This is a genomic window from Klebsiella sp. LY (genome assembly GCF_004010915.1).
GTDB classification, from domain to species: domain Bacteria; phylum Pseudomonadota; class Gammaproteobacteria; order Enterobacterales; family Enterobacteriaceae; genus Klebsiella; species Klebsiella quasipneumoniae.
The window spans coordinates 3,151,921-3,177,925 of record NZ_CP022444.1 but is presented as its reverse complement, the minus strand read 5'-3'; the positions used below and the strand labels follow the sequence as shown (position 1 = coordinate 3,177,925).

At 60.8% G+C, this 26,005-nt stretch carries 24 protein-coding genes and 2 pseudogenes; 14 read left to right on the top strand and 12 right to left on the bottom strand.

Going from position 1 to position 26,005, the window contains the following annotated elements; all coding sequences use genetic code 11:
• Nucleotides 1–11: 11 nt before the first annotated feature.
• The 6 genes from CE636_RS18475 to CE636_RS18450 form a co-directional block, all read right to left on the bottom strand.
• A complete protein-coding gene (locus CE636_RS18475; RefSeq protein ID WP_017899109.1) occupies nt 12–863 on the bottom strand; it encodes a PTS system mannose/fructose/sorbose family transporter subunit IID in 852 nt (283 codons plus the stop codon).
• Nucleotides 841–1,620 carry a PTS mannose/fructose/sorbose/N-acetylgalactosamine transporter subunit IIC gene (locus CE636_RS18470; protein ID WP_004886445.1) on the bottom strand — a complete coding sequence of 260 codons (780 nt, stop codon included), beginning with the start codon at nt 1,618–1,620 and terminating at the stop codon, nt 841–843. Before CE636_RS18470 ends, CE636_RS18475 begins: the two co-directional genes overlap by 23 nt.
• A 16-nt stretch (nt 1,621–1,636) precedes the next feature.
• Nucleotides 1,637–2,107, bottom strand: a complete 471-nt coding sequence (locus CE636_RS18465; RefSeq protein ID WP_023319678.1) for a PTS sugar transporter subunit IIB — start codon at nt 2,105–2,107, stop codon at nt 1,637–1,639.
• Nucleotides 2,108–2,121: 14 nt separating this feature from the next.
• The gene (locus CE636_RS18460) at nt 2,122–2,544 is read right to left on the bottom strand and encodes a PTS sugar transporter subunit IIA (RefSeq protein WP_004886440.1); all 423 of its coding nucleotides are present in this window, start codon (nt 2,542–2,544) and stop codon (nt 2,122–2,124) included.
• 99 nt (nt 2,545–2,643) lie between these two features.
• On the bottom strand, nt 2,644–5,409 hold the full coding sequence (locus tag CE636_RS18455; protein WP_017899111.1) for a sigma 54-interacting transcriptional regulator: 2,766 nt from the start codon (nt 5,407–5,409) through the stop codon (nt 2,644–2,646).
• A gap of 99 nt (nt 5,410–5,508) precedes the next feature.
• Nucleotides 5,509–6,339 (bottom strand): GNAT family N-acetyltransferase, encoded by an 831-nt coding sequence (locus tag CE636_RS18450; protein ID WP_017899112.1) that lies wholly within the window; start codon nt 6,337–6,339, stop codon nt 5,509–5,511.
• 32 nt (nt 6,340–6,371) lie between these two features.
• Between CE636_RS18450 and CE636_RS18445 the strand changes: the two genes are divergently transcribed.
• The gene (locus CE636_RS18445) at nt 6,372–6,905 is read left to right on the top strand and encodes a GNAT family N-acetyltransferase (protein WP_017899113.1); all 534 of its coding nucleotides are present in this window, start codon (nt 6,372–6,374) and stop codon (nt 6,903–6,905) included.
• 29 nt (nt 6,906–6,934) lie between these two features.
• Here the strand turns inward: CE636_RS18445 and CE636_RS18440 are convergent, their stop codons facing one another.
• The 5 genes from CE636_RS18440 to CE636_RS18420 form a co-directional block, all read right to left on the bottom strand.
• Nucleotides 6,935–7,945, bottom strand: a complete 1,011-nt coding sequence (locus CE636_RS18440) for an Ldh family oxidoreductase (RefSeq protein ID WP_017899114.1) — start codon at nt 7,943–7,945, stop codon at nt 6,935–6,937.
• 11 nt (nt 7,946–7,956) lie between these two features.
• Complete coding sequence (locus CE636_RS18435; protein ID WP_017899115.1) at nt 7,957–9,558, bottom strand: APC family permease; 1,602 nt, start codon at nt 9,556–9,558, stop codon at nt 7,957–7,959.
• Between the two features lie 15 nt (nt 9,559–9,573).
• A complete protein-coding gene (locus CE636_RS18430) occupies nt 9,574–11,178 on the bottom strand; it encodes an aldehyde dehydrogenase (NADP(+)) (protein ID WP_017899116.1) in 1,605 nt (534 codons plus the stop codon).
• 14 nt (nt 11,179–11,192) lie between these two features.
• Complete coding sequence (locus CE636_RS18425; protein WP_004204197.1) at nt 11,193–12,113, bottom strand: dihydrodipicolinate synthase family protein; 921 nt, start codon at nt 12,111–12,113, stop codon at nt 11,193–11,195.
• A 151-nt stretch (nt 12,114–12,264) separates the two neighbouring features.
• Complete coding sequence (locus CE636_RS18420) at nt 12,265–13,089, bottom strand: AraC family transcriptional regulator (protein ID WP_017899117.1); 825 nt, start codon at nt 13,087–13,089, stop codon at nt 12,265–12,267.
• Nucleotides 13,090–13,399: 310 nt separating this feature from the next.
• On the opposite strand from CE636_RS18420, the gene CE636_RS18415 reads away from it, so the two are divergent.
• Genes CE636_RS18415 through CE636_RS18400 form a run of 4 tightly spaced genes read left to right on the top strand, consistent with a single transcriptional unit; the run spans nt 13,400 to nt 16,956 of the window.
• Entirely contained in the window at nt 13,400–14,347 is a 948-nt protein-coding gene (locus tag CE636_RS18415; RefSeq protein ID WP_004204193.1) for a 4-hydroxyproline epimerase, read from the top strand.
• Nucleotides 14,344–15,453: an NAD(P)/FAD-dependent oxidoreductase gene (locus tag CE636_RS18410; protein WP_017899118.1), complete on the top strand. Its 1,110-nt coding sequence runs from the start codon at nt 14,344–14,346 to the stop codon at nt 15,451–15,453. The genes CE636_RS18415 and CE636_RS18410 overlap by 4 nt, the downstream gene beginning before the upstream one ends.
• Complete coding sequence (locus CE636_RS18405) at nt 15,450–15,713, top strand: (2Fe-2S)-binding protein (RefSeq protein ID WP_017899119.1); 264 nt, start codon at nt 15,450–15,452, stop codon at nt 15,711–15,713. The genes CE636_RS18410 and CE636_RS18405 overlap by 4 nt, the downstream gene beginning before the upstream one ends.
• On the top strand, nt 15,694–16,956 hold the full coding sequence (locus CE636_RS18400) for an FAD-dependent oxidoreductase (RefSeq protein WP_017899120.1): 1,263 nt from the start codon (nt 15,694–15,696) through the stop codon (nt 16,954–16,956). The genes CE636_RS18405 and CE636_RS18400 overlap by 20 nt, the downstream gene beginning before the upstream one ends.
• 3 nt (nt 16,957–16,959) lie before the next feature.
• On the opposite strand, the gene hpaR is transcribed toward CE636_RS18400, so the two are convergent.
• On the bottom strand, nt 16,960–17,400 hold the full coding sequence (gene hpaR / locus CE636_RS18395; RefSeq protein WP_002887503.1) for a homoprotocatechuate degradation operon regulator HpaR: 441 nt from the start codon (nt 17,398–17,400) through the stop codon (nt 16,960–16,962).
• Nucleotides 17,401–17,464: 64 nt separating this feature from the next.
• Here hpaR and CE636_RS28815 point away from each other — a divergent pair.
• From CE636_RS28815 to hpaA, 9 genes and pseudogenes are all read left to right on the top strand, one after another.
• A pseudogene (locus CE636_RS28815) lies at nt 17,465–17,629 on the top strand (hypothetical protein).
• 57 nt (nt 17,630–17,686) lie between these two features.
• Nucleotides 17,687–19,080: pseudogene (locus CE636_RS29685) on the top strand (fumarylacetoacetate hydrolase family protein).
• Nucleotides 19,077–20,543, top strand: a complete 1,467-nt coding sequence (gene hpaE, locus CE636_RS18380; RefSeq protein ID WP_017899122.1) for a 5-carboxymethyl-2-hydroxymuconate semialdehyde dehydrogenase — start codon at nt 19,077–19,079, stop codon at nt 20,541–20,543. Before CE636_RS29685 ends, hpaE begins: the two are co-directional and overlap by 4 nt.
• A 1-nt stretch (nt 20,544) precedes the next feature.
• On the top strand, nt 20,545–21,402 hold the full coding sequence (gene hpaD / locus CE636_RS18375; protein ID WP_017899123.1) for a 3,4-dihydroxyphenylacetate 2,3-dioxygenase: 858 nt from the start codon (nt 20,545–20,547) through the stop codon (nt 21,400–21,402).
• A gap of 9 nt (nt 21,403–21,411) precedes the next feature.
• Nucleotides 21,412–21,792, top strand: coding sequence for a 5-carboxymethyl-2-hydroxymuconate Delta-isomerase (locus tag CE636_RS18370; protein ID WP_017899124.1), 381 nt, complete (start codon nt 21,412–21,414; stop codon nt 21,790–21,792).
• A gap of 108 nt (nt 21,793–21,900) precedes the next feature.
• Nucleotides 21,901–22,704, top strand: a complete 804-nt coding sequence (gene hpaH, locus CE636_RS18365; protein ID WP_004204180.1) for a 2-oxo-hept-4-ene-1,7-dioate hydratase — start codon at nt 21,901–21,903, stop codon at nt 22,702–22,704.
• Nucleotides 22,705–22,714: 10 nt separating this feature from the next.
• Nucleotides 22,715–23,512, top strand: coding sequence for a 4-hydroxy-2-oxoheptanedioate aldolase (hpaI, locus tag CE636_RS18360; protein WP_017899125.1), 798 nt, complete (start codon nt 22,715–22,717; stop codon nt 23,510–23,512).
• 21 nt (nt 23,513–23,533) lie between these two features.
• Nucleotides 23,534–24,892 (top strand): 4-hydroxyphenylacetate permease, encoded by a 1,359-nt coding sequence (gene hpaX, locus CE636_RS18355; protein ID WP_004204177.1) that lies wholly within the window; start codon nt 23,534–23,536, stop codon nt 24,890–24,892.
• A 9-nt stretch (nt 24,893–24,901) separates the two neighbouring features.
• Complete coding sequence (gene hpaA / locus CE636_RS18350) at nt 24,902–25,792, top strand: 4-hydroxyphenylacetate catabolism regulatory protein HpaA (protein ID WP_004204176.1); 891 nt, start codon at nt 24,902–24,904, stop codon at nt 25,790–25,792.
• Nucleotides 25,793–26,005 lie beyond the last annotated feature (213 nt).

Genomic DNA, 26,005 nt, shown 5'->3' with positions numbered 1-26,005 from the left:
GCTCACTCCCGTTAAAACAATCCGATCCACGAACCCAGAATGCCCACCAGCGCCATTCCGCCGATAATAGAGAGCGGTTTAACCTTGCGCCCAAGCAGCCAGTAGACGATGCCGAAACTCACCAGCGGCAGCATGCAGGGCAGAATGTCGTTGATGATGTCCTGCACCTGGGTTTTGGCTTCCCCGGTCCCGAAGGAGACAGGGATGGTGATATCGATCATTGAGGCGGTCATCGCCCCGACCACCATCAGGCCGATAATCGATGCCCCGTAGGTCAGGCTCTCCATCATTCCGCTCTTCTGGATCCGCTGCAGGACGCCGGTGCCCAGCACGTAGCCCCAGCGGGTAAAGCACCAGCGCGCCAGAATGTGCGGCACGTTAAATACCAGCAGAAACAGGATTGGCCCGAGAATATTGCCTTTTAGCGCCAGGCTGGTGCCGATACCGGTGGCGATCAGGCGCAGCGTGCCCCAGAAGAAGGAATCACCCAGCCCGGCCAGCGGCCCCATCAGCGACGCTTTGACGTTATCAATGGCATTGGCATCCATATTTTTCTGCTGGCTATTTTTCTCCTCCATCGCCGTGGTGATTCCCAGCAGCAGGGTGACGATATGCGGCGTGGTATTGAAGAACACCAGATGGCGTTTCAGCGCCCCGGCCAGCTCCTCTTTGCGCGGATAGAGCTTCTTCAGCACCGGGATCAGCGCGTAAACAAAGGCGAGATTCATCTGTCGCTCATAGTTCCACGAGAACTCCATCTGGAAGGAGCGCCAGAACACCCGGCGTAAATCACGCGGCGTAATTCGCGTTTCTTCCTGCTCCTGCGGCTGCAGGGTCTCTTCAGAAATCATCTTCGTCGTCATCGCTGACTCCTTGTTCTGTCGTGGTACGAGGTGCGCTAAATGCGGTGACGTTAACCATCACCACCGCCACGATGGCGCCGAGAATGGCGATACCGGTCACCGGGATTTTCAAATAGGCCATCAATACAAAGCCGAGGAAAAAGTACGGCGCCACTTTCTTGTTAATCAGCAACCTGGCGAGCATCGCGAAGCCGAGAGCCGGAATGATCCCGGTGGCTACGCTAAGCCCGTGTTTGATAAATTCCGGGATCGCATCGAGCAGAGATTTCACCGCGTTGCTGCCCACCAGGAATGAGACGGTCACCACCGTGGCAAGCATTAGCGACAGGCCGAATCCGGCGATCAAATGCATCCGCTCAATGCCGCGCGTATCCGCCCGTTCCGCATAGCCGTCCGCTTTCTGGCTGAGCAACGGAATGAACATCCCCAGATAAACGTTTTTCAGGATCAGGGTCAGGGTGGCGATAGGCAGGCCGAGCAACAGCGCCGTTTCCGTGCCCGCGCCGGAGGTGATAGCGAACGCCACGCCGAGAATACCGCCGGTCACCACGTCGGGCGGGATCGAGGCGCCAACGGAGAACGAGCCGATAAACGCCAGCTCTAGCGTCGCGCCCATGATGACGCCGGTCTGCACATCCCCCAGCACCAGACCGGTCAGCAGCCCGGTGACGATAGGCCGGGAAATCAGCGACGTCCCTAAGGCATATTCCGATTGCGCGATAAACGCCACCAGACCCAGTAAGAGAGCCTCTACCATAATCTGTCCTCCGGAATTACACGCATTCCGTAAAAAGCTGTTTGCGATCGTTCGGGACCTGGCGAATTTCCACCTCGACGCCTTTGCCCACCAGTTGTTGCAACTGCTCTATTTCCTCCGGCAGTAAATTAATCGCCTTAGAAATATTTTTACTGCCCTCTTTGGCCTTAATCCCACCGAGATTAATACTTTTTATTTCCTCAACGGCGCTGGCAATACGCCAGGCGTCATTGACCGATTCCACAACAATAAATAAATTATATTTATCGGTAACCCCGCTTTTTATCGCTTCAATAGAATCATTTATATTTTTAATCACCAGCTTTACCGAGGGTGGTTTAGCAAGCTTAATGGTGGTTTTCCGAAGTTCATCCTCAGGGACACTGTCGTTGGCGATTAAAATACAATCGGCACCGACATATTGGGTCCAGGAAAAGGCTACCTGGCCGTGAAGTAATCGATGGTCAACCCTTAATAACGTAATCATCATGCATCCTCATTTCAGAAGTCTTTATCCATAGTCATCGCCCCGGCAATACTCTGATTGCAGTACTGAATGCTCTCTTTGGCGTTGATTAATGCTTCAGAAATTAATTTTTCGGTATTCTCTTCCGCTGCAGAAATAAGCAGGTCAATAATTAACGGTAGATTTAACCCAGATAATAAATGGAAGTGCGGGCGCGATAAAAAACGCACAAACTCATTATTGACGCTACCGGCGAAAATATCCGTAATCACTATCAGCTCATCCTGCGCCGGGAAACGCGCCAGCAGCGCCTCCACCTGCTGCGTCAGATCGACCTCCTCTTCTACATAGGCGCACAGAGTATGAATATCCGGCTGTTTACCGAGGATCAGCTCCACAGAGTTCAACAAACCGTTAGCAAAGGTGCCGTGGCTGGCAAAAATATAGTGTCGTTTCATCCTTACCTCGAAAGCGCATTCCACTGCTTTCTTAATTGCAACCGACGTGCCAGAAACAGTGGCGCGTCGGCTAACGTAAGGATAAAAGGGGGAGAAGCGTTAAAACTCTTGATCTTCCTGAATAAATTCCGTTTCCCGCGTCAGGATGTCGTGAATGTAATAGAGCTCGACAACGGGAATTTTGACACTATATCCGCTCTCTATGACACTAAAGGCCTCGCGCAGCGTAGCCAGCTCGCGCTCCGGACACTGCCTTCCCGAATAATGGGTTGGGGAAGCGTGGCGAATTAACCGCTCTATCAGACAGCTGATGTGCACATACAGCGCTACCTTACGTTCGTTGGGCACCTCGTACCCGGCCAGATGCTCATAGCGCAGCAAAAACTGCTCAACCTGGTTGATCACCTTCGCGGTATCAAGGATCGTCACCGACTCAATCACTCGCCGCAGCGAGAAGTTTTTCAGGATCAGGTTGTTGATCTCGCTAACCTGCTCCGCCGTCGCCAGTTCGCCGAAGATACGCATCAGCGGGCGACTTCCTTCGCCGGAAATCAGCGAATCCAGCGAGATCCACGGGAGATCGGCAAGATGCGGATCGAGGGTGCCGACGATCGCCAGCACCTCGTAGCGGCTGAGCATCGGCTCCCGCCGCGCGGGATCGGCAAGGGTCTCCACATCACAGGCCACAATATCAATGCCAAGCGCTTCAGGGATGCTGGCTTTTAACAGCGCCGACAGGTTCGCCGCCGCGCCCAGTCCGGTGGCGCAGGTGGTCAAAATCGCCCGCGGTTTATCGGTCTGCGGGTAATAGAGCTGGTGCTCAACCGCCAGATCATCGCCGATCTCGCGGACGATATCTTCCAGCATATCGCCGTGCAAAATCCGCTCCCCGACGTACATCGCCATGCCGGTGGAGACATTGTTAATAATCGCCACCGGCGTGTTCAGACGACGATTAAAATGGCTGTGAATAGCGTTCAGGGATCCCATATCGACCAAAATGATCAGCCCTGACGCCAGCGCGTGGCGCTCAATGTAGGCCATCACCTGATTAGCGATAGCCTCCGGCGTCACGTCGAGCGGCATGTCGAATGACTCAAACAGCGGGCTTTTCAGCAAGCGGTTCGCCACGCTGGCAATGCTGCTGGCGGTGGCGTAACCGTGAGCGAGAATAATCGCCCGGGTCACCTGCTGCTGGCTAATAGCGCCATTTTTCTGGAACCACAGCACCAGCAACAGCAGGTCAATACGTTGGGGCTCAATATCCAGCTTCAGCGCCAGCGCGTCGAGGATCGCTTCGCAAAAGCGATACAGCAGCGGGAATTTGTTTGCCAGAAAATCCGCCAGCAGACGGATTTTCTCATTGCTCATCGTGGACGGCGCCTGACGGGATCGATGGATCAGGTAGTGGCTCAGGGCGTAAAGACAGTTACCGTTAAACTGGATATTGAAGCGTTTTTCCAGGCGATAATACTCCTCCCGCACCTGATGGGCGATCAGCAGCAACATCTGCGAGCTACTGGCATCCTGGTTATCAAAGATCAGCCGATCGAAGAGGGTTTCAATCTCCTCCCCCATGCTTCTTTGCGCCTCTTCCCAGACCGTTTTTTTATTCAGCACCGCTTCATGCAGCGCCAAAATCCGACACTGAACGTCATAGATCAGCCCCTGAATCGGGTCGCGCGCCCGCAGCAGCCAGACCAGGCTGGTCTGCGGCTCGATTAGCAGCGGCTCCTGCTGACCCATCGCTTCACTGAGCGCCGGCGTCGCCGCCATGATCGTTTCCGGCAGATCGTGCAGCGTCACGGTCAGCATCTCGCTGCCCGGAGACCTGGCCCAGGCTGATGCCACGGCGTACTTCACCACATTCTTCAGTTCGCCGACGTTGCCCCGATAAACGTACTGCGTCAGGACCTGCAAAAGCCGCGGCGTTAGCTGCAGCCGGGCGGCCAGCGTCCGGGCCTCCTGCCAGAAAAACTGCAGCGTTAGCGCCTCCTTCTCCTCTCGGCTGCGGTGTTGAAGATCGGGCAAGCTGACCAGGATCGGAATACGACGAAGAAAGGTGGTCAGAAAGGTGCTGTGAATCTCTTCGGTGGTGGCAAACACCAGCCGCAGCGAAATCGGCAGGCCTTGAGCGGTCTCCCCCACCCGGTAGATCTCCTTGCGATCCAGCCAGGTGAACAGCTTCTCCTGCCCCTGAGCATCCAGGCGGTGGACCTCGTCGAGAAACAGCATCCCGCCGTTTGCCGCCTCGAACGCCCCGGCTTTATCGCTCTGCGCGCCGGTAAACGCGCCTTTGACGTAGCCGAACAGGTTGGCGGCCAGCAGCTCCGGATTACTGGCATACTGCGCGCAGTTGAAGCTCACGAAGGGCGCATCGGGCGCCAGCAGGCCCTGGGCGATCGCGAACTCGTGCATCAGCTCCGCCATATAGCTTTTACCGGTCCCGCTGTCACCGGTGATAAGCAGCGGTAGCCCGCCGTTGGGATAAAACAGCGCGGTTTTCATCTGCTCAATCGGTTTACGCAGGCTGCCATCATGGCCAGTCAGCAACGAAAAATGGTCCGCCTGTTCCGGCTGGCGGTCACTCTCCGCGAGCAGCTCCGCCATGCTGGCGTACTCGCTGCGGGAAAGGGGGAAGAACTGTTGGCAGAAGGCTTTTTTATGCAGAAAATAGACCGGCCGGGTGTTGATCTTCACCAGCACGTCCTGGGCGACCAGCTGATTGAGATAATGGCTGGCGGTATTTCTTTGCATCGCGAAACGCTGAGCCAGCCAGCTGGCGGTGAACACTTCGTTCAGGTTATCCGGATCGAAAAAATCGGTCTGATTTTGCAAAAAAGCCAACAGTTCCGTTTTACGCATTACATCCCCCTCGTCGCCATTACGAAGAGATATGATGCGGCAAAAGAGAGGCTTATCGGCGCCCCGTGCTGTTTTTTGCGGCCCAGCGCACACTCCCGCTTAAGCGAACTTTGCTGCGGTCAACTCCATCGTCATTTCATACTGCTGCAGCGATAGCGGTGAATATCCCGCCGTGGCAAACAGCGGCGTAAAGGTTTCCGGGACCGTCACCGAAGTGCCGATACCCGGGAACTGCTGCGCCAGCGCCATCAGCAGCGCCCGTGCCAGCCCCTGGCGACGGGCGGCGGGTTCAACCCATAAAAACTGCAGTACAGGCCGTGAACCCGAGGTGCCCAGTACCGCGAAGGCGCGCTGTTCCAGCGTCACGACGCGGCATGGCAGGGTGGCGAAGGTAAGCGGATCCATCAGCCAGGGGAGCTGACTGTTACTCTCCTCAACGGCGCGTCTAAGCAGCGCCAGGGTGGGATAAGGCTGTAACACGCCTGGCGCCGCAGCCTGAGGCTCTGCGCTCAGGTAGCCGCAGAGCCCATAGCGCCGCGTAAAGCCTAACGACTGATACAGCGCGACGGCCACATGGTTATCGCGGATCACCTCCAGGGAAACCGCCTCGATCTCCTGCTGCTGCAGAAGCATCAGCAGCTCCTGCATCAATTTCCGTGCAAGACCTTTGCCGCGCCAGGCCGGACGCAGGGCAAAGGCCGCCAGGCGAGCCATATTCCCCCGACGCGCGACGATCGCGATCGCCGCCGGTTCATCTCCGGCCAGCCAGACGCGGGAATCGATCAGGCTCATCCCCTCGGCGCTAAAGCGCTGAACAAATCCCTCCACCGACTGGGTCACCGGTACCAGATAGTCTGCAAAACAGGCGTTAAGAATATCCGTTAACTGCACGCTGCTGAACTGCGTGGCGGGAACGGCGGTCAGCTCCATACTTTTCTCCCGAAGGCTGCTATGCTGAGGTGATGAAAACTAACACTATAACTGCCGGTGCCGGATTACGCCTGACCGAGGAGAGTGATATCGCCCTTCTGCCGGCCATTGAACGTTCCGCCGCTCAGGCTTTTCGTCAGATCCCCGCTCTCGCCTGGCTGGCGGACAGCGAGGTGATTAGCGTTGCGCGTCATCATGATTATCTGGAAACCGAGCATAGCCTGCTGGCGGAAGCCGCCGGGCAGCCGATTGGCTTTATTCTGACCGAACCGCTCGACGATGCCTTATTTATCGTCGAAGTCGCCGTCCACCAGGCCTGGCAGCATCAGGGCATCGGGCGGATGCTGCTGGAGCAGGTTATCGACGGCGCCCGGCAAATGGCTTACCCGGCGGTGACCCTCACCACCTTCCGCGACGTGCCGTGGAATGCGCCGTTTTATACCCGTCTGGGATTCGCCATGCTCGATGAACTGACCCTGCCCGCCGGGCTGGCGGCGAAAAGAGAACAGGAGACCCGGCACGGCCTGCCGCCGGAGACGCGCTGCGCCATGCGCCTGGCGCTCTGATGTTCGGCCCCGCCGCGCTCTGCGCTTTGCTACGGCCGCAAGGCGCAAATCTCATCATATAAGGCGCGGCTGATAGCCACTCCCTGCTGCTCACTCTGCTGGCGACAGGCGAACCGCCGCTCGCCCGGTAACCGTGCCCCTTGCTCCTGCATCCCGCTGAACAGGGTTTCGGCGCGCGCCAGCTGCTCTTGTGCCTGCTCGCCGAGAAAGCGCTGCGGATCCAGCGCCAGAATCAGCTCTCCGCCGTAGGGTAAACCGCCCGCGCCGTTATCCCACGCCAGCGATTCGGCGCTGGTCATATCGCCGATAAGCGGCCCGGCCAGCAGCTCAACCATTGCCGCCAGCGCCGAGCCCTTATGGCCGCCGAAGGTTAACATCGCGCCGTTCAGCACCTCTGTGGCATCGGTGGTCGGCTGCCCCTGGCTGTCGATTCCCCACCCTTCCGGTAGCGCTTTGCCGGCGCGCTGATGCAACTGGATCTCGCCGCGCGCCGCGGCGCTGGTCGCCATATCAACAATAAACGGCGGCTTGTCCCGCCGCGGCCAGCCAAAGGCGATAGGGTTGGTGCCGAACAGCGGACGGGTGCCGCCCGCCGGGGCGACCCAGGCGTGGCTTGGCGTACAGGCTAGCCCCACCAGCCCTGCCTCGGTCAACGGCTCAATATCGGCAAACAGCGCGGAAAAATGGACGCAGCGGTTAATCGCCAGCGCCGCAATGCCGCTGTGCCGCGCTTTCTCCAGCAGCTGCGGCAGCGCGCGCTCGTAGGCCAGCAGCGAAAAGGCGCCCCCTGCATCCGCCCGCACAATCGCCGGCGCCTGGTCGTGGATCTGCGGCTCGGCATCAGGCGATACCTTACCTTTACGTAAGGTATCGACAATGCCCAACAGCCGCCACAGGCCGTGGGAAGCGCAGCCGTCGCGCTCCCCGGCAGCCACGTTACGGGCGATGGCCGCCGCGTGGTCGGCGCTGAATCCATTGGCGCTGAGCACCGCCAGCGCCAGGTCATAAGCTTCTGGTAACGATAGAGTTACCGACTCCATACTGTTCTCCTTTACTCTTCTTCGTCTCCGCTAAAATTAGCCTGCGGCAGACAGCTGCGCGCGCCCCAGTAATAAATCCCCAGCGACATTGCCGCCACCAGCACCGTATCCCAGGGGTGACCAATAACATTAAGCCCGCCGAAGCTGCCCAGCCAGGAAAAGAGGATAATCAACGCATAAAAAGCGATCAGCCACAGCGAAGACTTCACCTGCTGCGCCAGGCTCACGGTATGTTCCGGCACCTTGCCTTTGCACATCACGTACACCACAAACATCACGATCTGCAGCCCCAGCAGCCACGAGAGCGTATTCCAGCCGGACCAGTAGACGATCAGAGCCGAGACCATAAACGACACCGGGCCGATGATGGCGAAGGCGCGCACGCGGAACGGCCTCGGCAGATCCGGGGCGTTGCGGCGCAGCCCGGCGGCGGTCACCGGGGCGATGGCGTAGCTCAGCACCAGGGCAGCCGACACCACGCTAATTAACTGTTCCCATGAGGGGAATGGCAGCGTCCAGAAAATCGACAGCCCGAAGGTCAGCCACAGCGCCGGGCGCGGAATACCGGACGCTTTATCGATATGGGTAAAGGCTTTAAAGAAGGTGCCCGCCTTCGCCCAGCCGTAGATCACCCGCGGCGTCGCGTTCATGTAGATATTGCCGGTGCCGCTCGGGGAGATGATCGCATCGCTAATGACCATAAAGGCCAGCCAGCCCATGCCGAGGGTAATGGCGATATCGCGATACGGCAGCGAGAACTGTTTGCTCACCTCGGCCCAACCGCCGGTCAGCATCTCGGTGGGGATACTGCCAAGGAACGCCAGCTGCAGCAGCACGTAGATAATCGTTGACAGCACCACTGATAAAATCAACGCAATAGGGATAGTCCGCTGCGGCTTTTGCACTTCGCTGGCCACCGAGATAATCGGCGTCAGTCCCAGATAGGCGAAGATAATCCCTCCGGCGCTGATCGCCGCTTCCACCCCGGACATACCGAACGGCGCAATGCCCTGCGCGTGCAGGTTCTCCGGTTTAAAGAAGGCGAACAGCGTCACCACCACCAGCAGCGGCACCAGAAACTTGAGCACGCTGATGAAGTTGTTCGAGCGGGCGAAGGTCTTGACGCTGTAGTAATTCAGCGCAAAGAAGAAACAGAGCAGCAGGAACTGCACTACCCACCCCAGCAGCGTCGGCGAGCTGGAGCCCGGCTGGGTCAGCACCGGAAACCAGGCCGCGGCGTATTGCCGGGCGGCGACGATTTCTATCGAGATCAGGCTGGAGAAGGCGATCAGGGTGATGAACCCCAGCAGATAGCCCATCAGCTCGCCGTGGGAAAAGACCGGGTAGCGGATAATGCCGCCGGCGCGCGGCAGCGCCGCCCCCAGCTCACAGTAGACAATCCCCAGCAGCAGTACCGCAAAGCCGCCGATCACCCACGACGCGATCCCGGCCGGACCGGCAATGGATGCGACGTGGCTGGCGGCGAATAACCATCCCGAGCCGAAAATCGCGCCCAGGCCGATAAAGGTGAGGTCGGTCAGGGTCAGCTGTTTTTTAAACTTACCCGACTCAGCAACGCGGGTTTGACTGTTATGCGTAGTGTGAATGGTCATGGTGATGCCCTTGCGTCAATGAGAGGAGGAAATCGCTTCCCGGGTCCACTGGCCGTTGACCAGGCGCAGCAGGTTCAAAGGGTTCGCATCCTGCAGCGCCGGCGGTAACAGGGCGGCCGGCGCATTCTGCAGGCAGACCGGGCGCAGAAAACGCTCAATCGCCCGGCTGCCGACCGACGTTCCGCGCGCATCGGTCGTCGCCGGCCACGGGCCGCCGTGGACCATCGCATCGCACACTTCCACGCCGGTGGGATAACCGTTAAACAGCACCCGTCCGGCCTTCTCGCACAGCAGCGGTAGCAGGTTGGCCGCCAGCGGGCCGTCGTCCGCTTCCGCGTGCAGCGTCGCGGTGAGCTGTCCCTGCAGCGCTTTCACCACCGCCTGTAGCTGGACCGCGTCGTCCACTTCCACCAGCAACGATAGCGGGCCGAAAACTTCGGTCTGCAGCAGCGTATCCTGCGCCAGCAGATCCTCGACCTGAGCCTGCCACAGCTGGGTTTGCGCCTGCCCGGCGCCGGCGGCGAGGCCGCTCGCCAGCCTCTCGATACGCGGGTGCGCCGCCAGGGCCGCCACGCCCTGGCGGTAGTGCTGGAGAGTCGGCGCATTGAGCAACACCTGCGGCGCAGAGCCCGCTACCGCCGCGCACAGCGCCGACTTAAAGCGTTCCAGCCCGGCGCCGCGCAGCGCCAGAATCAGCCCCGGACGGGTACAGAACTGGCCGCCGCCGAGGGTGAATGACGCCACCAGCTCGTTCGCCAGCGCCTCGGCCCGCGTCTGCAGCGCCTGCGGTAGAATAATCAGCGGGTTAATCGCCGACATTTCAGCAAACAGCGGGATTGGCTGCGAACGCTGCTGCGCCAGTTGATACAGCGCCTTACCGCCGGCCAGTGAGCCGGTAAAGCCAACGGCCTGAATCGCCGGATGGCGGACTAATTCGGCGCCGATATCAGTCCCGAAAATCATATTGAAGACGCCGCCGGGTAACCCGCATCGCGCGACCGCCCGGACGATCGCTTCAGCGGTCAGCTCGGCGGTGGCCATATGGCCCGGATGGGCCTTCACCACCACCGGGCAGCCCGCCGCCAGCGCCGAGGCGGTATCGCCGCCAGCGGTGGAAAAGGCCAGCGGAAAGTTGCTGGCGCCAAACACTGCCACCGGCCCTAACGCCTGCTGATACTGGCGCAGGTCCGGGCGCGGCAGCGGTTGACGGTCGGCTAAGGCAGTATCAATACGGGCGGCGAAGGTATCCCCGCGCTGGATCACGCCAGCAAACATCCGCAGCTGGCCGCTGGTGCGCGCCCGCTCGCCCTGCAGCCGCGCCAGCGGCAGCGCGGTCTCCTGTTCGGCTAGTGCAAAAAACGCTTCCCCCAGCGCGTCCAGCTCATCGGCAATGGCGCAGAGAAAGCGCGCCCGCTGCTGCGGCGTGGTTTGTGAATAAACGGCAAACGCCTGCTGTGCCGCCTCCGCGGCCTGGGCGGCCTCCTCGCGTGAAGCCGGATAAAAGCGATGGCCGGTGGCTTCCCCATCCACCGCCCGCAGGCTCAATAGCGTCGCCTCGCCGCTGGCAACGCGGCGGCCGGCAATAAACTGCCGTCCCGCCATGGTCTGAGATGCATTCATACTGACTCCTGGGTTCAGAGGCCGACGTCCGGCAGGGCTGGACGAGTCGCCAGCGCCTGTTCCACGATCGCCACCACCTGCTGGCGCGTTTCCCCTTCCAGCGCCAGACGCGGCGGACGGGTCACGGCGCTGCCGCGTCCGAGTAGCTCTTCGCACAGCTTGATGCACTGCACCAGATCCGGACGCGCATCGAGATGCAGCAGCGGCATGAACCAGCGGTACAGCGCCATCGCCTCTTCGTAACGCTGTTGGCGGGCGAGACGGAATAACGTTTCCCCTTCGCGCGGGAAGGCGTTGGACATTCCGGAGATCCACCCTTCCGCGCCGACGGCGATACTTTCCACCACCACGTCATCCAGCCCGGCAAACAGCACGAAGCGATCGCCAACGGTGTTACGCAGGTCGATAAAGCGGCGGGTATCGCCGGAGGAGTCTTTAAAGCAGACGATGTTGTCGCAATCGGTCAGGGTGGCGAGAATGTCCGGCGTCACGTCGTTTTTGTATATCGGCGGGTTGTTGTAGACCATGATCGGCAGGTCGGTGGCGGTGGCCACGCTGCGGAAGTGGGCGGCGGTTTCATGCGGTTTTGAGGAGTAGACCAGCGCCGGCATCACCATGATCCCGTCCACGCCGACGCGCTCCGCCTCTTTCGCCATCTTCTGGGCAAAGGCGGTGGTGAACTCGGCCACCCCGGCGATCACCGGAATTTTGCCGCCGGCGGCATCTTTCGCCACTTCGATAATCTGCAATTTTTCATCAGTGCTCAGGGAGGTGTTCTCCCCGACGCTGCCACACACCACCAGCCCGGAAACGCCATCTTTGACCAGGTTTTTCATCACCGCGTGGGTGGCGTCTAAATCGAGGGAGTAATCGCTACGAAACTGCGTGCTAACCGCCGGGAATACGCCGCTCCAGTGAATCGCTTTATTGCTCATGCTCGGTTCCTTGTCGTCATTTTGTTAAGTCGAGGTGAATGATTGGTGAATATTCACTGACAGATTGACGCGTCGCGGAACCGGCGGCTTGTCGGTTTTCCCTTAATCCGATGACGAAATTAGCACAGTCGACAAAAGTGTGAGCCAGCCGTTATCCCTGCAGCGTCAGGCGAAAATCGCGCGGCGTCGAGCCGGTCATCGCTTTGAACTGGCGGCTGAAGGCGCTGTGATCGGTATAGCCGCACTGCAAGGCGATATCGGTAATCGGCGTATCGCCGGCCAGCAGTTCGGTGGCTTTTTCCAGACGCACTTTGTGGATCATCTGCCGCGGGGTGAGATGAAAGATCCGCTTGCAGTAGCGCTCGATCTGCGCAATCGACATCCCGCTTAGGGCGGTCAACTCTTCCATGGCGATCGGCCGGTGATAGTGGCGCCGGATATGATCGTCGACGATCGCCAGCCGCTGCCACGCCGGATGGCGGGCGTGGGCCTCCTGCAGATCGTGAGAGATCCCGGCCATGCCGATCACCTGACCGCGGACATCGCGCAGCGCCAGCTTCTGCGTCAGGCACCAGCCTCGTTCCCGGCCATTGTAGAGATGCATTTCCAGCTGGTCGCGCAGGGTCACGCCCTCCCGTAATACCCGAAGATCCTGTTCGGTGTACCCCTGCCCCAGCGTGGAAGGAAAGACGTCGGCGGAGGTTTTCCCCAGCAGCGAGGAGACGGTTTTGAAACCGCAGCGGCGGGCCAGCGTCAGGTTCGCCAGCAGATAACGCGCCTCGCGGTCTTTGATAAAAAAGACCACGTTGGGGATGGCATTGAGCAGGGGGGCGATCAGCGCCAGGGCATTGAGCAGCGCCGGCATATTCTCCGGCCGCTGGCGCGCCAGCCCTTCGCAGATCTGGCTCAGCTCATCGACCGCCAGCTCCGGTTGATTAACAGCGCGCGGCGGCGCCGCTTCAGAAACACCGATCATAGGGCTTCCTCATGGTAAGTGACCGAAGGATATTTATTCACTTCCTGTTAACACCTCAAGCGGTAACCGCCGGTTTTGCGATCCTGGATCCGCTTTACGCCTTCCCCTGGTTTATCCACTGGCGCAATCGCCACTTTCGGTTTACCACGCCATTAACCAAATGATTAATAAGAAATAACTATGCAACGTATGCACATCACCCCGGCACGATTATGCCGATTTCGTCATTATCTCTGCCGAAAGTGCTCAAGCCGCCCGCCCCGGGTTGCGCCAGCATGATGAAACATGTTGTTAACTTTCGGAGAGCAGAATGACCGCGCCACGCCCCCCTATTGCGCTGAGAGCCATTGATTCACACACCGGCGGCGAACCCACCCGCCTGATCGTTGACGGCTTCCCCGACCTCGGCGGCGGCAGCATGGCGCAGCGCCGCGACCGTTTCGCCCGTGACTTCGATCGCTGGCGTCAGGCGGTGATTCTCGAACCGCGCGGCAACGATGTGCTGGTCGGCGCGCTGCTGTGCCAGCCGGTCTCGGCGGCGGCCACCGCTGGCGTCATTTTCTTCAACAACGCCGGTTTTCTGAATATGTGCGGCCACGGCACCATCGGGCTTATCGCCTCGCTGGCGTGGCTTGGCCGTATCCAGCCAGGCGTACATCTGATTGAAACCCCGGTCGGCGACGTAAGCGCAACGTTGCACGACGATGGCAGCGTATCGGTGCAAAACGTCCCGGCCCGCCGCTGGAAAAAGCAGGTCCGCGTGGAGACCGCGCTCGGCCCCGTCGTCGGCGATATTGCCTGGGGCGGCAACTGGTTTTTCCTGATCAACGATCACCCGTTCGCCATTACCCCGGAGCACATCCCACAGCTCACCGACTACGCCTGGGCGGTGCGTGAGGGGCTGGAAGCCGCGGGGATCCGCGGCGACGACGGCGGCGTTATCGATCATATCGAGCTGTTCGCCGATGACGATGCCGCCGACAGCCGCAGCTTCGTACTCTGTCCGGGAAAGGCCTGGGATCGTTCGCCGTGCGGCACCGGCACCAGCGCCAAGCTGGCCTGCCTGGCGCAGGATGGCAAACTGCAGCCGGGAGCGATCTGGCGCCAGGCCAGCATCATCGGCAGCCAGTTTACCGCCAGCTACCAGCGCGCCGCCGCGGGCATCATCCCCACGATCCGCGGCGAAGCCTGGGTGTGCGGCGATAATCAGTTGATCCTCAACCCGGACGATCCCTTTTGCTGGGGGATCGCCCCGTGAAGTCGTGCGATGTCATCGTGATCGGCGCCGGGATCATCGGCGCCGCCTGTGCGTGGCAGCTGGCGAAGCGGGGGCAGAGCGTGACGCTTATCGACGACGGTCAGCCCGGCGCGACAGCGGCCGGTATGGGCCATCTGGTGTGCATGGATGACGACCCCGCCGAACTGGCGCTGTCGGCGTGGTCGCTGGCGCGCTGGCGCGCCATCACGCCGCGGATGCCCGACGCTTGCGCCTGGCGCGGCTGCGGCACGCTGTGGCTGGCGGATAGCGAAGAAGAGATGGCCGTCGCGGGCGAAAAACAGCGGCGGCTGGCAGGCTATCAGGTCCACAGCGAGCTGCAGACCCCGCAGCAGATCGCCGGGCGCGAACCGCTGCTGCGCAGCGGGCTGGCCGGCGGGCTATGGGTGCCCGGCGATGGTATCGTCTACGCGCCGAACGTCGCCCGCTGGCTGGTGGCCGATGCCGGAGACCATCTCACCTGCCTGCACGACAGCGCGCAGGCGATTACCGAACCACAGGTACAGCTCGCCAGCGGCAAACGGCTACAGGCGCGGGCCATCGTGGTGGCCTGCGGACTTGAAGCCAACGCGCTGTTAGCGGAAAACTGGCTGCGGCCGAAAAAAGGCCAACTGGCGATAACCGATCGCTACGGACCGCGGGTGCATCACCAGCTGGTTGAACTGGGTTACGGCGCCAGCGCCCACGGCGGCGGCACCTCGGTGGCCTTTAACCTGCAGCCGCGGCCCACCGGCCAGCTGCTGATTGGCTCGTCGCGCCAGTTTGATAACCGCGAGCGCCAGCTGGATCTCCCCTTGCTGGGGCTGATGCTCGATCGCGCCCGCCATTTTGTGCCGGCGCTGGCGACGCTGAATATCATCCGCTGCTGGAGCGGCCTGCGCGCCGCCTCACAGGATGGCAATCCGCTGATTGGCCCGCATCCCACGCGCCGCGGTGTATGGCTGGCGCTGGGCCATGAAGGGCTGGGCGTCACCACTGCCCCGGCGACGGCTGAGCTGCTGGCGGCGCAGATCCTCGGTGAACGCTGCCCGCTGGCGCCTGAGGCCTGGCTCCCGACCCGTCTGTATCATCAGGAGGCGATCGCATGAATAACACGCTCACTATCACCGTCGATGGCGAAGCGCTGACGGTGCCGGAAGGGATCAGCGTGGCGGCGGCGCTGGCGTTGACCGGCGATCCCACCACCCGCCAGGCGGTTAACGGCGACCCCCGCGCGCCGTTTTGCGGCATGGGGATCTGCCAGGAGTGCCGGATCACCGTCGACGGCCGGCGGGTGCTGGCCTGCCAGACCCTGTGCCGGGCCGGCATGCAAATAGAAAGGAGCCGCTATGCACACGCTGCGCTGTGACATTTTAATCCTCGGCGCCGGCCCCGCCGGCATGGCGGCCGCGCTCTCTGCCGCCGCCTGCAATAAGCAGGTCATTATTCTCGACGATAACCCCGCACCCGGCGGGCAAATCTGGCGCGCCGGCCCGCAGACGACGCTGCCCGCCCTGGCCCGGCGCTACCGCGACGCCATCGCCGCGTCTGCCGCCATCCGGATGGTGAACGGCGCGCGGCTGATTGCCCGCCCCTCCGCGCGCAGCGTGCTGTTTGAAACCGCCGACGGCGGGGGCGTGGTTGACTGGCAGAAACTGATCCTCTGCTGCGGTGCGCGCGAGCTGTCGCTGCCCTTTCCCGGCTGGACCTTACCCGGCGTGACCGGCGCGGGCGGCCTGCAGGCGCAGATCAAGCAGGGCCTGTCGCTGAAAGGAGAAAAGGTGGTGATTGCCGGCAGCGGCCCGCTGCTGCTGGCGGTGGCGGATACGGTGAATAAGGCCGGAGGCCAGGTAACGAATATCATTGAGCAAGCGGCGCTCCCGGCGCTGCTGCGCTTCGCCAGCGGGCTGTGGCGCTGGCCGCAGAAGCTGCGCCAGTTAGCGACGCTGGCCCCGAAAGGCTATCTTAGCGGCGCCCAGGCGATCCGCGCCCACGGCACAACGCGGCTGGAGGCCGTGACATTGCGCCAGCGCGGCGTCGAGCGGACTATCGCCTGCGATCGGCTGGCCATCGGCTACGGACTGGTGCCCAATATCGAGACGGGGCTGCTGTTCGGTTGCGCCACGGCGCAGGAGGCGATCCAGGTTAACCGCTGGCAGGAGACCAGCATCGCGGATGTCTACGCCGCCGGGGAGTGCACCGGTTTCGGCGGGAGCGAGCTGGCGCTGGTAGAGGGCGAAATCGCCGGGTATGCCGCCGCCGGTGCCAGCCAGCAGGCCCAGGCGCGATTTGCCCGTCGCGCCCGCTGGCAGCGCTTCGCCGCGGCTATCAACCGCACCTTCCAGCTGGCGGAGTCGTTGAAAAACGCGGCGACGCCGGAGAGCCTGCTGTGCCGTTGCGAAGATGTGCGCTGCGGCGACGTGGCTGCCGCCGACGACTGGCTGCAGGCCAAACTGACCCAGCGCTGCGGAATGGGCGCCTGTCAGGGGCGCACCTGCGCCGCCAGCGCCCGCTGGCTGTATGGCTGGCCGCTGCCGCAGCCGAGAGAGCCGCTGTCCCCCGCCCGCGCGGAAACGCTTATTACCCTCGCCAGACTGAATGCCGAGCCGTAACCGCTACTCTTCTTCATCACCGCGCCCGGCAGGGACGCCAAGCGCAATAAACTCCTCCAGCAGCGAGGTCAGTTGCTGCAGCTTTTCCGTGGTGAACTGAGCCTCCAGCAGGCGATAGGTTTCTTCCACCTCCGCCTGGGCGCTTTCGTACAGCGCGGTTCCGGCAGGCGTCAGCGAGACGTATAGCTTGCGCTGATCGTTGACCGGCTTCAGGCGCAGCACCAGCCCATCCCGCTCCATACGCGTCAAAATACCGGTCAGACTGGGGCGCAGGATACAGGCGCGAAAAGCCAGATCGTGAAAATCCATCGACGGACGTTCGGCGAGGATCCGCACGATCCGCCACTGCTGTTCGGTGAGATTGTGTCGTTTAACGATCGGTCGAAAGTAGGCCATCGCCGCTTCACGCGCCTGCAACAAGGCAATGGTTAATGAATCATGCATAGTTTCCCCTCAACGGCCTCATCTAAAACTTATTAACAAATTAATAATTAGCGTTAATCCTGCCATGTACAACCGGTTTCTGCACCTGAAAAGTACCAGTCTTTCCCTGAAAACAATTCAACTCATTGATTAATAACAAATAAGTTATTGATGTGTAAATATTGTGTTAATCCGATCACAAAACATTCACTTCCAGTTGCTAAACCTCAGCGCAAAGCATAAAAGATGATCATTAATATATTAACGAAATCCCTTTAAACCGAAATCAGTCCCAGAGGAGTGGTGAATGAAAGGTACCATCTTCGCCGTTGCGCTCAATCATCGCAGCCAGCTCGACGCCTGGCGCGAGGCGTTTCAACAGGCCCCCTACAAGACGCCGCCGAAAACCGCGGTCTGGTTTATCAAGCCGCGCAATACCGTGATTGGCGATGGCGAGGCGATCCCCTATCCGCCGGGTGAAACCGTGCAAAGCGGCGCCACCGTGGCGCTGATTGTCGGCAAAACCGCGCGCAAGGTGGCGGAAGAAGAGGCGGCGAACTATATCGCCGGCTACGCGCTGGCTAACGACGTCAGCCTGCCGGAAGAGAGTTTTTATCGCCCGGCGATCAAGGCCAAGTGCCGCGATGGCTTCTGCCCCGTCGGCGCGCTGTCGCCGGTGCGCAACGTCGATAACCTGACCATCATCACCGAAATCAACGGCCGCGAAGCGGACAGCTGGCATACCGGCGATCTGCAGCGTAACGCCGCGCAGTTGCTGAGCGCCTTGAGCGAGTTCGCCACCCTCAATCCCGGCGACGCGATCCTCATCGGTACGCCCCACTCCCGCGTCACGCTGCGCCCCGGCGACCGGGTACGTATCCTCGCCGACGGTTTCCCGACGCTGGAAAACCCGGTTGTCGCAGAAGGAGAGCTGGCATGAAACAGGCACGCATTGAATGGCAGGGACAGGTACGCGACGTGCTGGTCGATGAACGCGACCAGGTGCGCCTGGACGATGGCACGGTATTAAAAGGAGGTGAATTCCGTTGGCTGCCGCCCGCCGACGGCACGCTGTTCGCGCTGGGGCTGAATTACGCCGACCACGCCAGCGAGCTGGAGTTTAAGCCGCCAACCGAGCCGTTGGTGTTCATCAAAGCGCCAAACACCTTTACTGGCCACCAGCAGCAGTCGGTACGCCCGGATAACGTCGAATACATGCACTACGAAGCCGAACTGGTGGTGGTGATCGGTAAAACCGCCCGCCGCGTCAGCGAAGCCGAGGCCATGGACTATGTCGCCGGCTATACCGTGTGCAACGACTACGCGATCCGCGACTATCTGGAAAACTACTATCGGCCGAACCTGCGGGTGAAAAGCCGCGACACCCTGACGCCGATCGGCCCGTGGATCGTCGGCAAAGAGGCGATCCCGGATCCGCATAATCTGGCGCTGCGCACCTGGGTCAACGGCGAGCTGCGCCAGCAGGGCACCACCGCCGATCTGATCTTCAGCATCCCGTTTCTCATCGCTTACTTAAGCGAATTTATGACCCTGCAACCGGGCGACATGATCGCCACCGGCACGCCGAAGGGGCTGTCCGACGTGGTGCCCGGCGACGAGGTGATCGTTGAAGTCGAGGGCGTGGGCCGCCTGGTCAACCATATCATCAGCCAGCAAGCGTATGAGGAGACACTGTCATGAAAAAAATTAACCATTGGATCAACGGTAAAAACGTTGCCGGCGCAGACTATTTTCATACCACCAACCCGGCCACCGGCGAGGTACTGGCTGAAGTCGCCGCCGGCGGTGAAAGTGAAGTCCATCAGGCGGTAGCGGCGGCGAAAGCGGCCTTCCCGAAGTGGGCTAACCTGGCGATGAAAGAGCGCGCCCGCCTGATGCGCCGCCTGGGGGATCTGATCGATCAGAACGTCCCGGAGATCGCGGCGATGGAAACTGCCGATACCGGCCTGCCGATCCACCAGACCAAAAACGTGCTGATCCCGCGGGCGTCACATAACTTCGAATTTTTCGCCGAAGTGTGCCAGCAGATGAACGGCAAAACCTACCCCGTCGACGACAAGATGCTGAACTACACCCTGGTGCAGCCGGTGGGCGTCTGCGCGCTGGTGTCGCCGTGGAACGTGCCGTTTATGACCGCCACCTGGAAGGTGGCGCCGTGCCTGGCCTTAGGCAATACCGCAGTGCTGAAAATGTCCGAGCTGTCGCCGCTGACCGCCGATCGTCTGGGCGAGCTGGCGCTGGAGGCAGGGATCCCGGCCGGCGTGCTGAACGTGGTGCAGGGGTACGGCGCCACCGCCGGCGACGCGCTGGTGCGCCATCATGATGTGCGCGCCGTCTCCTTCACCGGCGGCACCGCTACCGGGCGCAACATCATGAAAAACGCCGGCCTGAAAAAGTACTCCATGGAGCTGGGCGGCAAATCGCCGGTGCTGATTTTTGAAGATGCCGATATCGAGCGCGCGCTCGACGCCGCGCTGTTCACCATCTTCTCGATCAACGGCGAACGCTGCACCGCCGGCTCGCGCATCTTTATTCAGCAGAGTATTTATCCGGAGTTCGTCAAGCGCTTCGCCGAGCGCGCCAACCGCCTGCGCGTGGGCGATCCGACCGATCCGAATACCCAGGTCGGCGCGCTGATTAGCCAACAGCACTGGGAGAAAGTGTCCGGTTACATTCGCCTCGGCATCGAAGAGGGGGCCACCCTGCTGGCCGGCGGCGCGGATAAGCCGTTCGACTTGCCGGCGCATCTGAAAGCCGGCAACTTCCTTCGCCCGACGGTGCTGGCGGATGTCGACAACCGCATGCGCGTCGCGCAGGAAGAGATTTTTGGCCCGGTCGCCTGCCTGCTGCCGTTCAAAGACGAAGCGGAAGGGCTGCGCCTGGCTAACGATGTGGAATACGGCCTGGCGTCGTATATCTGGACCCAGGACGTCAGCAAAGTGCTGCGTCTGGCGCGCGGTATTGAAGCCGGGATGGTGTTCGTCAACACCCAGAACGTGCGCGACCTGCGTCAGCCGTTCGGCGGCGTGAAGGCCTCCGGCACCGGCCGCGAAGGCGGCGAGTACAGCTTTGAAGTGTTCGCCGAAATGAAAAACGTCTGCATCTCGATGGGCGACCATCCGATCCCGAAATGGGGAGTCTGATATGGGTAAGTTAGCGTTAGCAGCAAAAATCACTCACGTGCCGTCGATGTATCTGTCTGAGCTGCCGGGGAAAAACCACGGCTGCCGCCAGGGCGCGATCGACGGACATAAAGAAATTGGCAATCGCTGCCGCGAAATGGGCGTCGATACCATCATCGTGTTCGACACCCACTGGCTGGTCAACAGCGCCTACCACATCAACTGCGCCGACCATTTCCAGGGCGTCTACACCAGTAACGAACTGCCGCATTTTATTCGCGACATGACCTACGACTACGACGGCAACCCGGAGCTGGGCCAGCTCATCGCCGACGAGGCGGTGAAGCTCGGGGTACGCGCCAAAGCGCACAATATTCCGAGCCTGAAGCTGGAGTACGGCACCCTGGTGCCGATGCGCTACATGAACAGCGATAAGCATTTCAAAGTGGTGTCTATTTCCGCCTTCTGTACCGTTCACGACTTTGCCGACAGCCGCAGGCTGGGCGAAGCGATCCTCAAAGCCATTGAGAAATATGACGGCACCGTGGCGGTGCTGGCCAGCGGCTCGCTGTCGCACCGCTTTATCGACGATCAACGCGCCGAAGAGGGGATGAACAGCTACACCCGCGAGTTCGATCATCAGATGGATGAGCGGGTGGTGAAGCTGTGGCGCGAGGGCAAATTTAAAGAGTTCTGCACCATGCTGCCGGAGTACGCCGACTACTGCTACGGCGAAGGCAACATGCACGACACGGTGATGCTGCTCGGCCTGCTGGGCTGGGATAAATATGACGGCAAGGTGGAGTTTATCACCGAGCTGTTCGCCAGCTCCGGCACCGGCCAGGTTAACGCCGTGTTCCCGCTGCCGGCGCAGGCGTAAGGGGGCCCCATGCCGCATTTTATCGCCGAATGTACCGACAACATCCGCGAGCAGGCCGATCTGCCCGGGCTGTTCGCCAAAGTCAACGAGGCGCTGGCCGCCACCGGCATCTTTCCGATCGGCGGGATCCGCAGCCGCGCCCACTGGCTCGATACCTGGCAGATGGCCGACGGTAAGCAGGATTACGCCTTTGTCCATATGACGCTGAAGATCGGCTCCGGGCGTAGCCTGGAGAGCCGTCAGGACGTGGGAGATATGCTGTTCGCGCTGATCAAATCCCACTTTGCCGCGCTGATGGAGAGTCGCTACCTGGCGCTGTCGTTCGCCATGGAAGAGCTCGACCCGACGCTGAACTACAAACAGAACAACGTGCACGCGTTATTTAAATAATGTGCAAATTGCCCGGTGGCGCTGCGCTTACCGGGCCTACAACGGCCATGAATTTGTAGGCCGGATAAGCGAAGCGCCATCCGGCAATACAATGCCACAGGAATCACTATGCTCGATAAACAGACCCGAACCCTGATTGCCCAGCGGCTGAATCAGGCCGAAAAACAGCGTGAACAGATCCGCGCGATCTCGCTGGATTATCCGTCGATCACCATTGAGGACGCTTACGCCGTCCAGCGCGAGTGGGTCGAGATGAAGATCGCCGAAGGCCGCGTACTCAAAGGCCACAAGATCGGTCTGACCTCAAAAGCCATGCAGGCCAGCTCGCAGATCAGCGAGCCGGACTACGGCGCGCTGCTTGACGATATGTTCTTCCACGACGGCAGCGATATCCCCACCGACCGCTTTATCGTTCCGCGTATCGAAGTCGAGCTGGCCTTCGTGCTGGCCAAACCGCTGCGCGGCCCGAACTGCACGCTGTTTGATGTCTACAACGCCACCGACTTCGTTATTCCGGCGCTGGAGCTTATTGACGCCCGCTGCCACAACATCGATCCGGAAACCCAGCGCCCGCGCAAAGTGTTCGACACCATTTCCGATAACGCCGCCAACGCCGGGGTGATCCTCGGCGGCCGCCCGATTAAACCCGACGAGCTGGATCTGCGCTGGATCTCCGCCCTGCTGTACCGCAACGGCGTGATTGAGGAGACCGGCGTCGCCGCCGGGGTGCTCAATCACCCGGCCAACGGCGTGGCCTGGCTGGCCAACAAGCTGGCGCCGTACGATGTTCAGCTCGAAGCCGGGCAGATTATTCTCGGCGGCTCCTTTACCCGTCCGGTACCGGCACGCAAGGGCGATACCTTCCATGTCGACTACGGCAATATGGGCGCCATCAGCTGCCGCTTTGTCTGAGGAGAGCAACATGAACAACGCTTTTAAAGCGGCGCTCAAGGCCGGGCGTCCGCAAATCGGCCTGTGGCTTGGGCTGTGCAGTAGCTACAGCGCCGAACTGCTGGCCGGCGCCGGCTTCGACTGGCTGCTGATCGACGGCGAACATGCGCCCAACAATGTACAAACGGTGCTGACCCAGCTTCAGGCCATCGCGCCCTACCCTAGCCAGCCGGTGGTCCGCCCATCGTGGAACGACCCGGTGCAGATCAAACAGCTATTGGATATCGGCGCGCAAACCCTGCTGGTGCCGATGGTGCAGAACGCCGACGAAGCGCGGCTGGCGGTCAGAGCCACCCGCTACCCGCCCGCCGGCATGCGCGGCGTCGGCAGCGCGCTGGCCCGCGCCTCGCGCTGGAACCGCGTGCCGGATTATCTCCACCAGGCCAACGACGCCATGTGCGTCCTGGTACAGATTGAGACCCGCGAAGCGCTGAAAAATCTGCCGCAGATCCTCGATGTCGACGGGGTGGACGGGGTGTTTATCGGCCCGGCGGACCTCAGCGCCGATATGGGTCACGGCGGCAATCCGCAGCACCCGGAAGTACAGGCCGCCATTGAAGATGCCATCCAGCAAATCCGTCAGGCCGGTAAAGCGCCGGGGATCCTGATGGCCAATGAACAGCTGGCGAAGCGCTATCTCGAACTGGGCGCGCTGTTCGTCGCCGTCGGCGTCGATACCACCCTGCTGGCCCGCGGCGCAGAAGCGCTGGCGGCCCGGTTTACCCACACCGCAACGACCACAACCGATAACAATAAATCCGTCTATTGAACGGATAATGTGGAGCGCAACATGACTACCTCTACCCTGCAACACAATGATAATAAATCCGTTGAAGTAGAAAACCGGGTGATCAAAAAGCTGTTCCGCCGCCTGATCACCTTCCTGTTCGTTCTCTTTGTTTTCTCATTTTTGGACCGCATTAATATCGGCTTCGCCGGCCTGACGATGGGCAAAGACCTCGGTCTGACCTCCACCATGTTCGGCCTGGCGGCGACGCTGTTCTACGTCACCTACGTACTGTGCGGGATCCCCAGCAATATCATGCTGGCGAAAGTTGGCGCGCGCCGTTGGATCGCCGGGATCATGGTGGTCTGGGGGATCGCCTCGACCTGTACCATGTTCGCCACCAGCCCGCATACGCTGTACATCCTGCGCATGCTGGTCGGCATCGCCGAGGCTGGTTTCCTACCAGGGATCCTCGTCTATCTGACCTGGTGGTTCCCGGCCTACCATCGCGCCCGCGCCAACGCCCTTTTTATGATCGCCATGCCGGTGACGATGATGCTCGGCTCGATACTTTCCGGCTATATTCTGGCGCTCGACGGCCTGTGGAACCTGAAGGGCTGGCAGTGGCTGTTTCTGCTGGAAGGCCTGCCATCGGTGGTGCTTGGCGTCGTCACCTGGTTCTTCCTCAACGACACGCCGGATAAAGCCAACTGGCTGGATAACGAAGAGAAACAGGCGCTGAAGGCGATGATCGATCGCGAACGGGAACATGCGGCGATCGTCCCGGCTTCGCCGCGTTCCACGCTGCGCGAAGTCCTGACGCCAGCGGTGCTGATGTATACCCTGGCCTACTTCTGCCTGACCAATACCCTCAGCGCCATTAATATCTGGACGCCGCAGATCCTGCAGAGCTTCAACACCGGCAGTAGCAACATCATGATTGGCCTGCTGGCGGCGATCCCGCAGTTCTGCACCATTTTCGGCATGATCTGGTGGAGTCGCCGCTCCGACCGGCGCAAAGAGCGCAAGATGCATACCATCCTGCCCTACCTGTTCGCCGCGGCGGGTTGGCTGCTGGCTTCGGCAACGCACCACAGCCTGATCCAGCTGATCGGCATTATTATGGCTTCGGTGGGATCCTTTACCGCGATGGCCATTTTCTGGACCACCCCGGATCGGGTGATCAGCCTGCAGTCGCGCGCGGTGGCGCTGGCGGTGATCAACGCCATCGGCAACGTCGGCTCTGCCGTCAGCCCGCTGTTGATCGGCATTTTGCGTGATACCACCGGCAGCTTTAGCTCCGGGCTGTGGTTTGTCGCCGGACTGCTGATCGTCGGCGCGCTGGTGCTCACCCGCATTCCAATGAGCCAGCGTGAGGACGCCGCCGCCGCGCCGGGCTTAGCGGCGCAAAAAGGCCACTAAGGAGCGGGTATGTGTCAGCATTCCATCGCCAACATCGACATCAATAAAGATTACGACGAGAGCCTGGGTACCGAAGAGGTGCACTATCAGTCGTTTGCCCGTATGGCGGCCTTTTTTGGCCGCGACATGCAGGCGCATCGCCACGACCGCTATTTTCAGATGCACTTTCTTGATACCGGGCAGATTGAGCTGCAGCTTGATGACCATCGCTACTCGGTGCAGGCGCCGCTGTTTGTGATAACGCCGCCTTCGGTGCCGCACGCCTTTATTACCGAGTCCGATAGCGATGGTCACGTGTTGACGGTGCACGAAGAACTCATCTGGCCGCTGCTGGAGGTGCTTTATCCCGGCACGCGGGAGACCTTCGGCCTGCCGGGGATCTGCCTGTCGCTGGCGGATAAACCCGACGAGCTGGCGGCGCTGGCGCACTACTGGCAGCTGATTCGCCGGGAATCTACCGCCCAGTTGCCGGGGCGCGAGCATACCCTGGCGCTGCTGGCGCAGGCGGTCTTTACCCTGCTATTGCGTAACGCAAAGCTCGACGATCACGCTGCCAGCGGCATGCGCGGCGAGCTGAAGCTATTCCAGCGCTTTAACCAGATGATCGACAGCCACTACCATCAGCACTGGACGGTACCGGATTACGCCAGGGAGCTGCACCTGACCGAATCGCGGCTGACCGATATCTGTCGCCGCTTTGCCAACCGTTCGCCGAAGCGGCTGATATTCGACCGCCAGCTACGCGAGGCGAAGCGGCTGCTGTTGTTTTCCGATAGCGCGGTTAATGAGATAGCCTGGCAGCTGGGGTTTAAAGATCCCGCTTATTTTGCGCGCTTTTTTAGCCGCCAGGTCGGCTGCTCGCCCAGCAGCTACCGGGCGCAAAAAGTACCGGTATCGTAAGTTCCCGCTGGCGCTGCGCCTGCAGGACGATGGCCCACAGGTAGGGTCAGCGCCGCGCCAGCCGGCAAAAGCTGCAGAGATCACAAAATTCACTCCCGCCTGAAAAGTACCCGTCGTTGTCGCAAACGTCCCTTCACGACAAGCGCAATAACCGCTTCAATTAAACAACAAAAACAAAACATATATTTAACATTATTTTCCGATAAATACTGA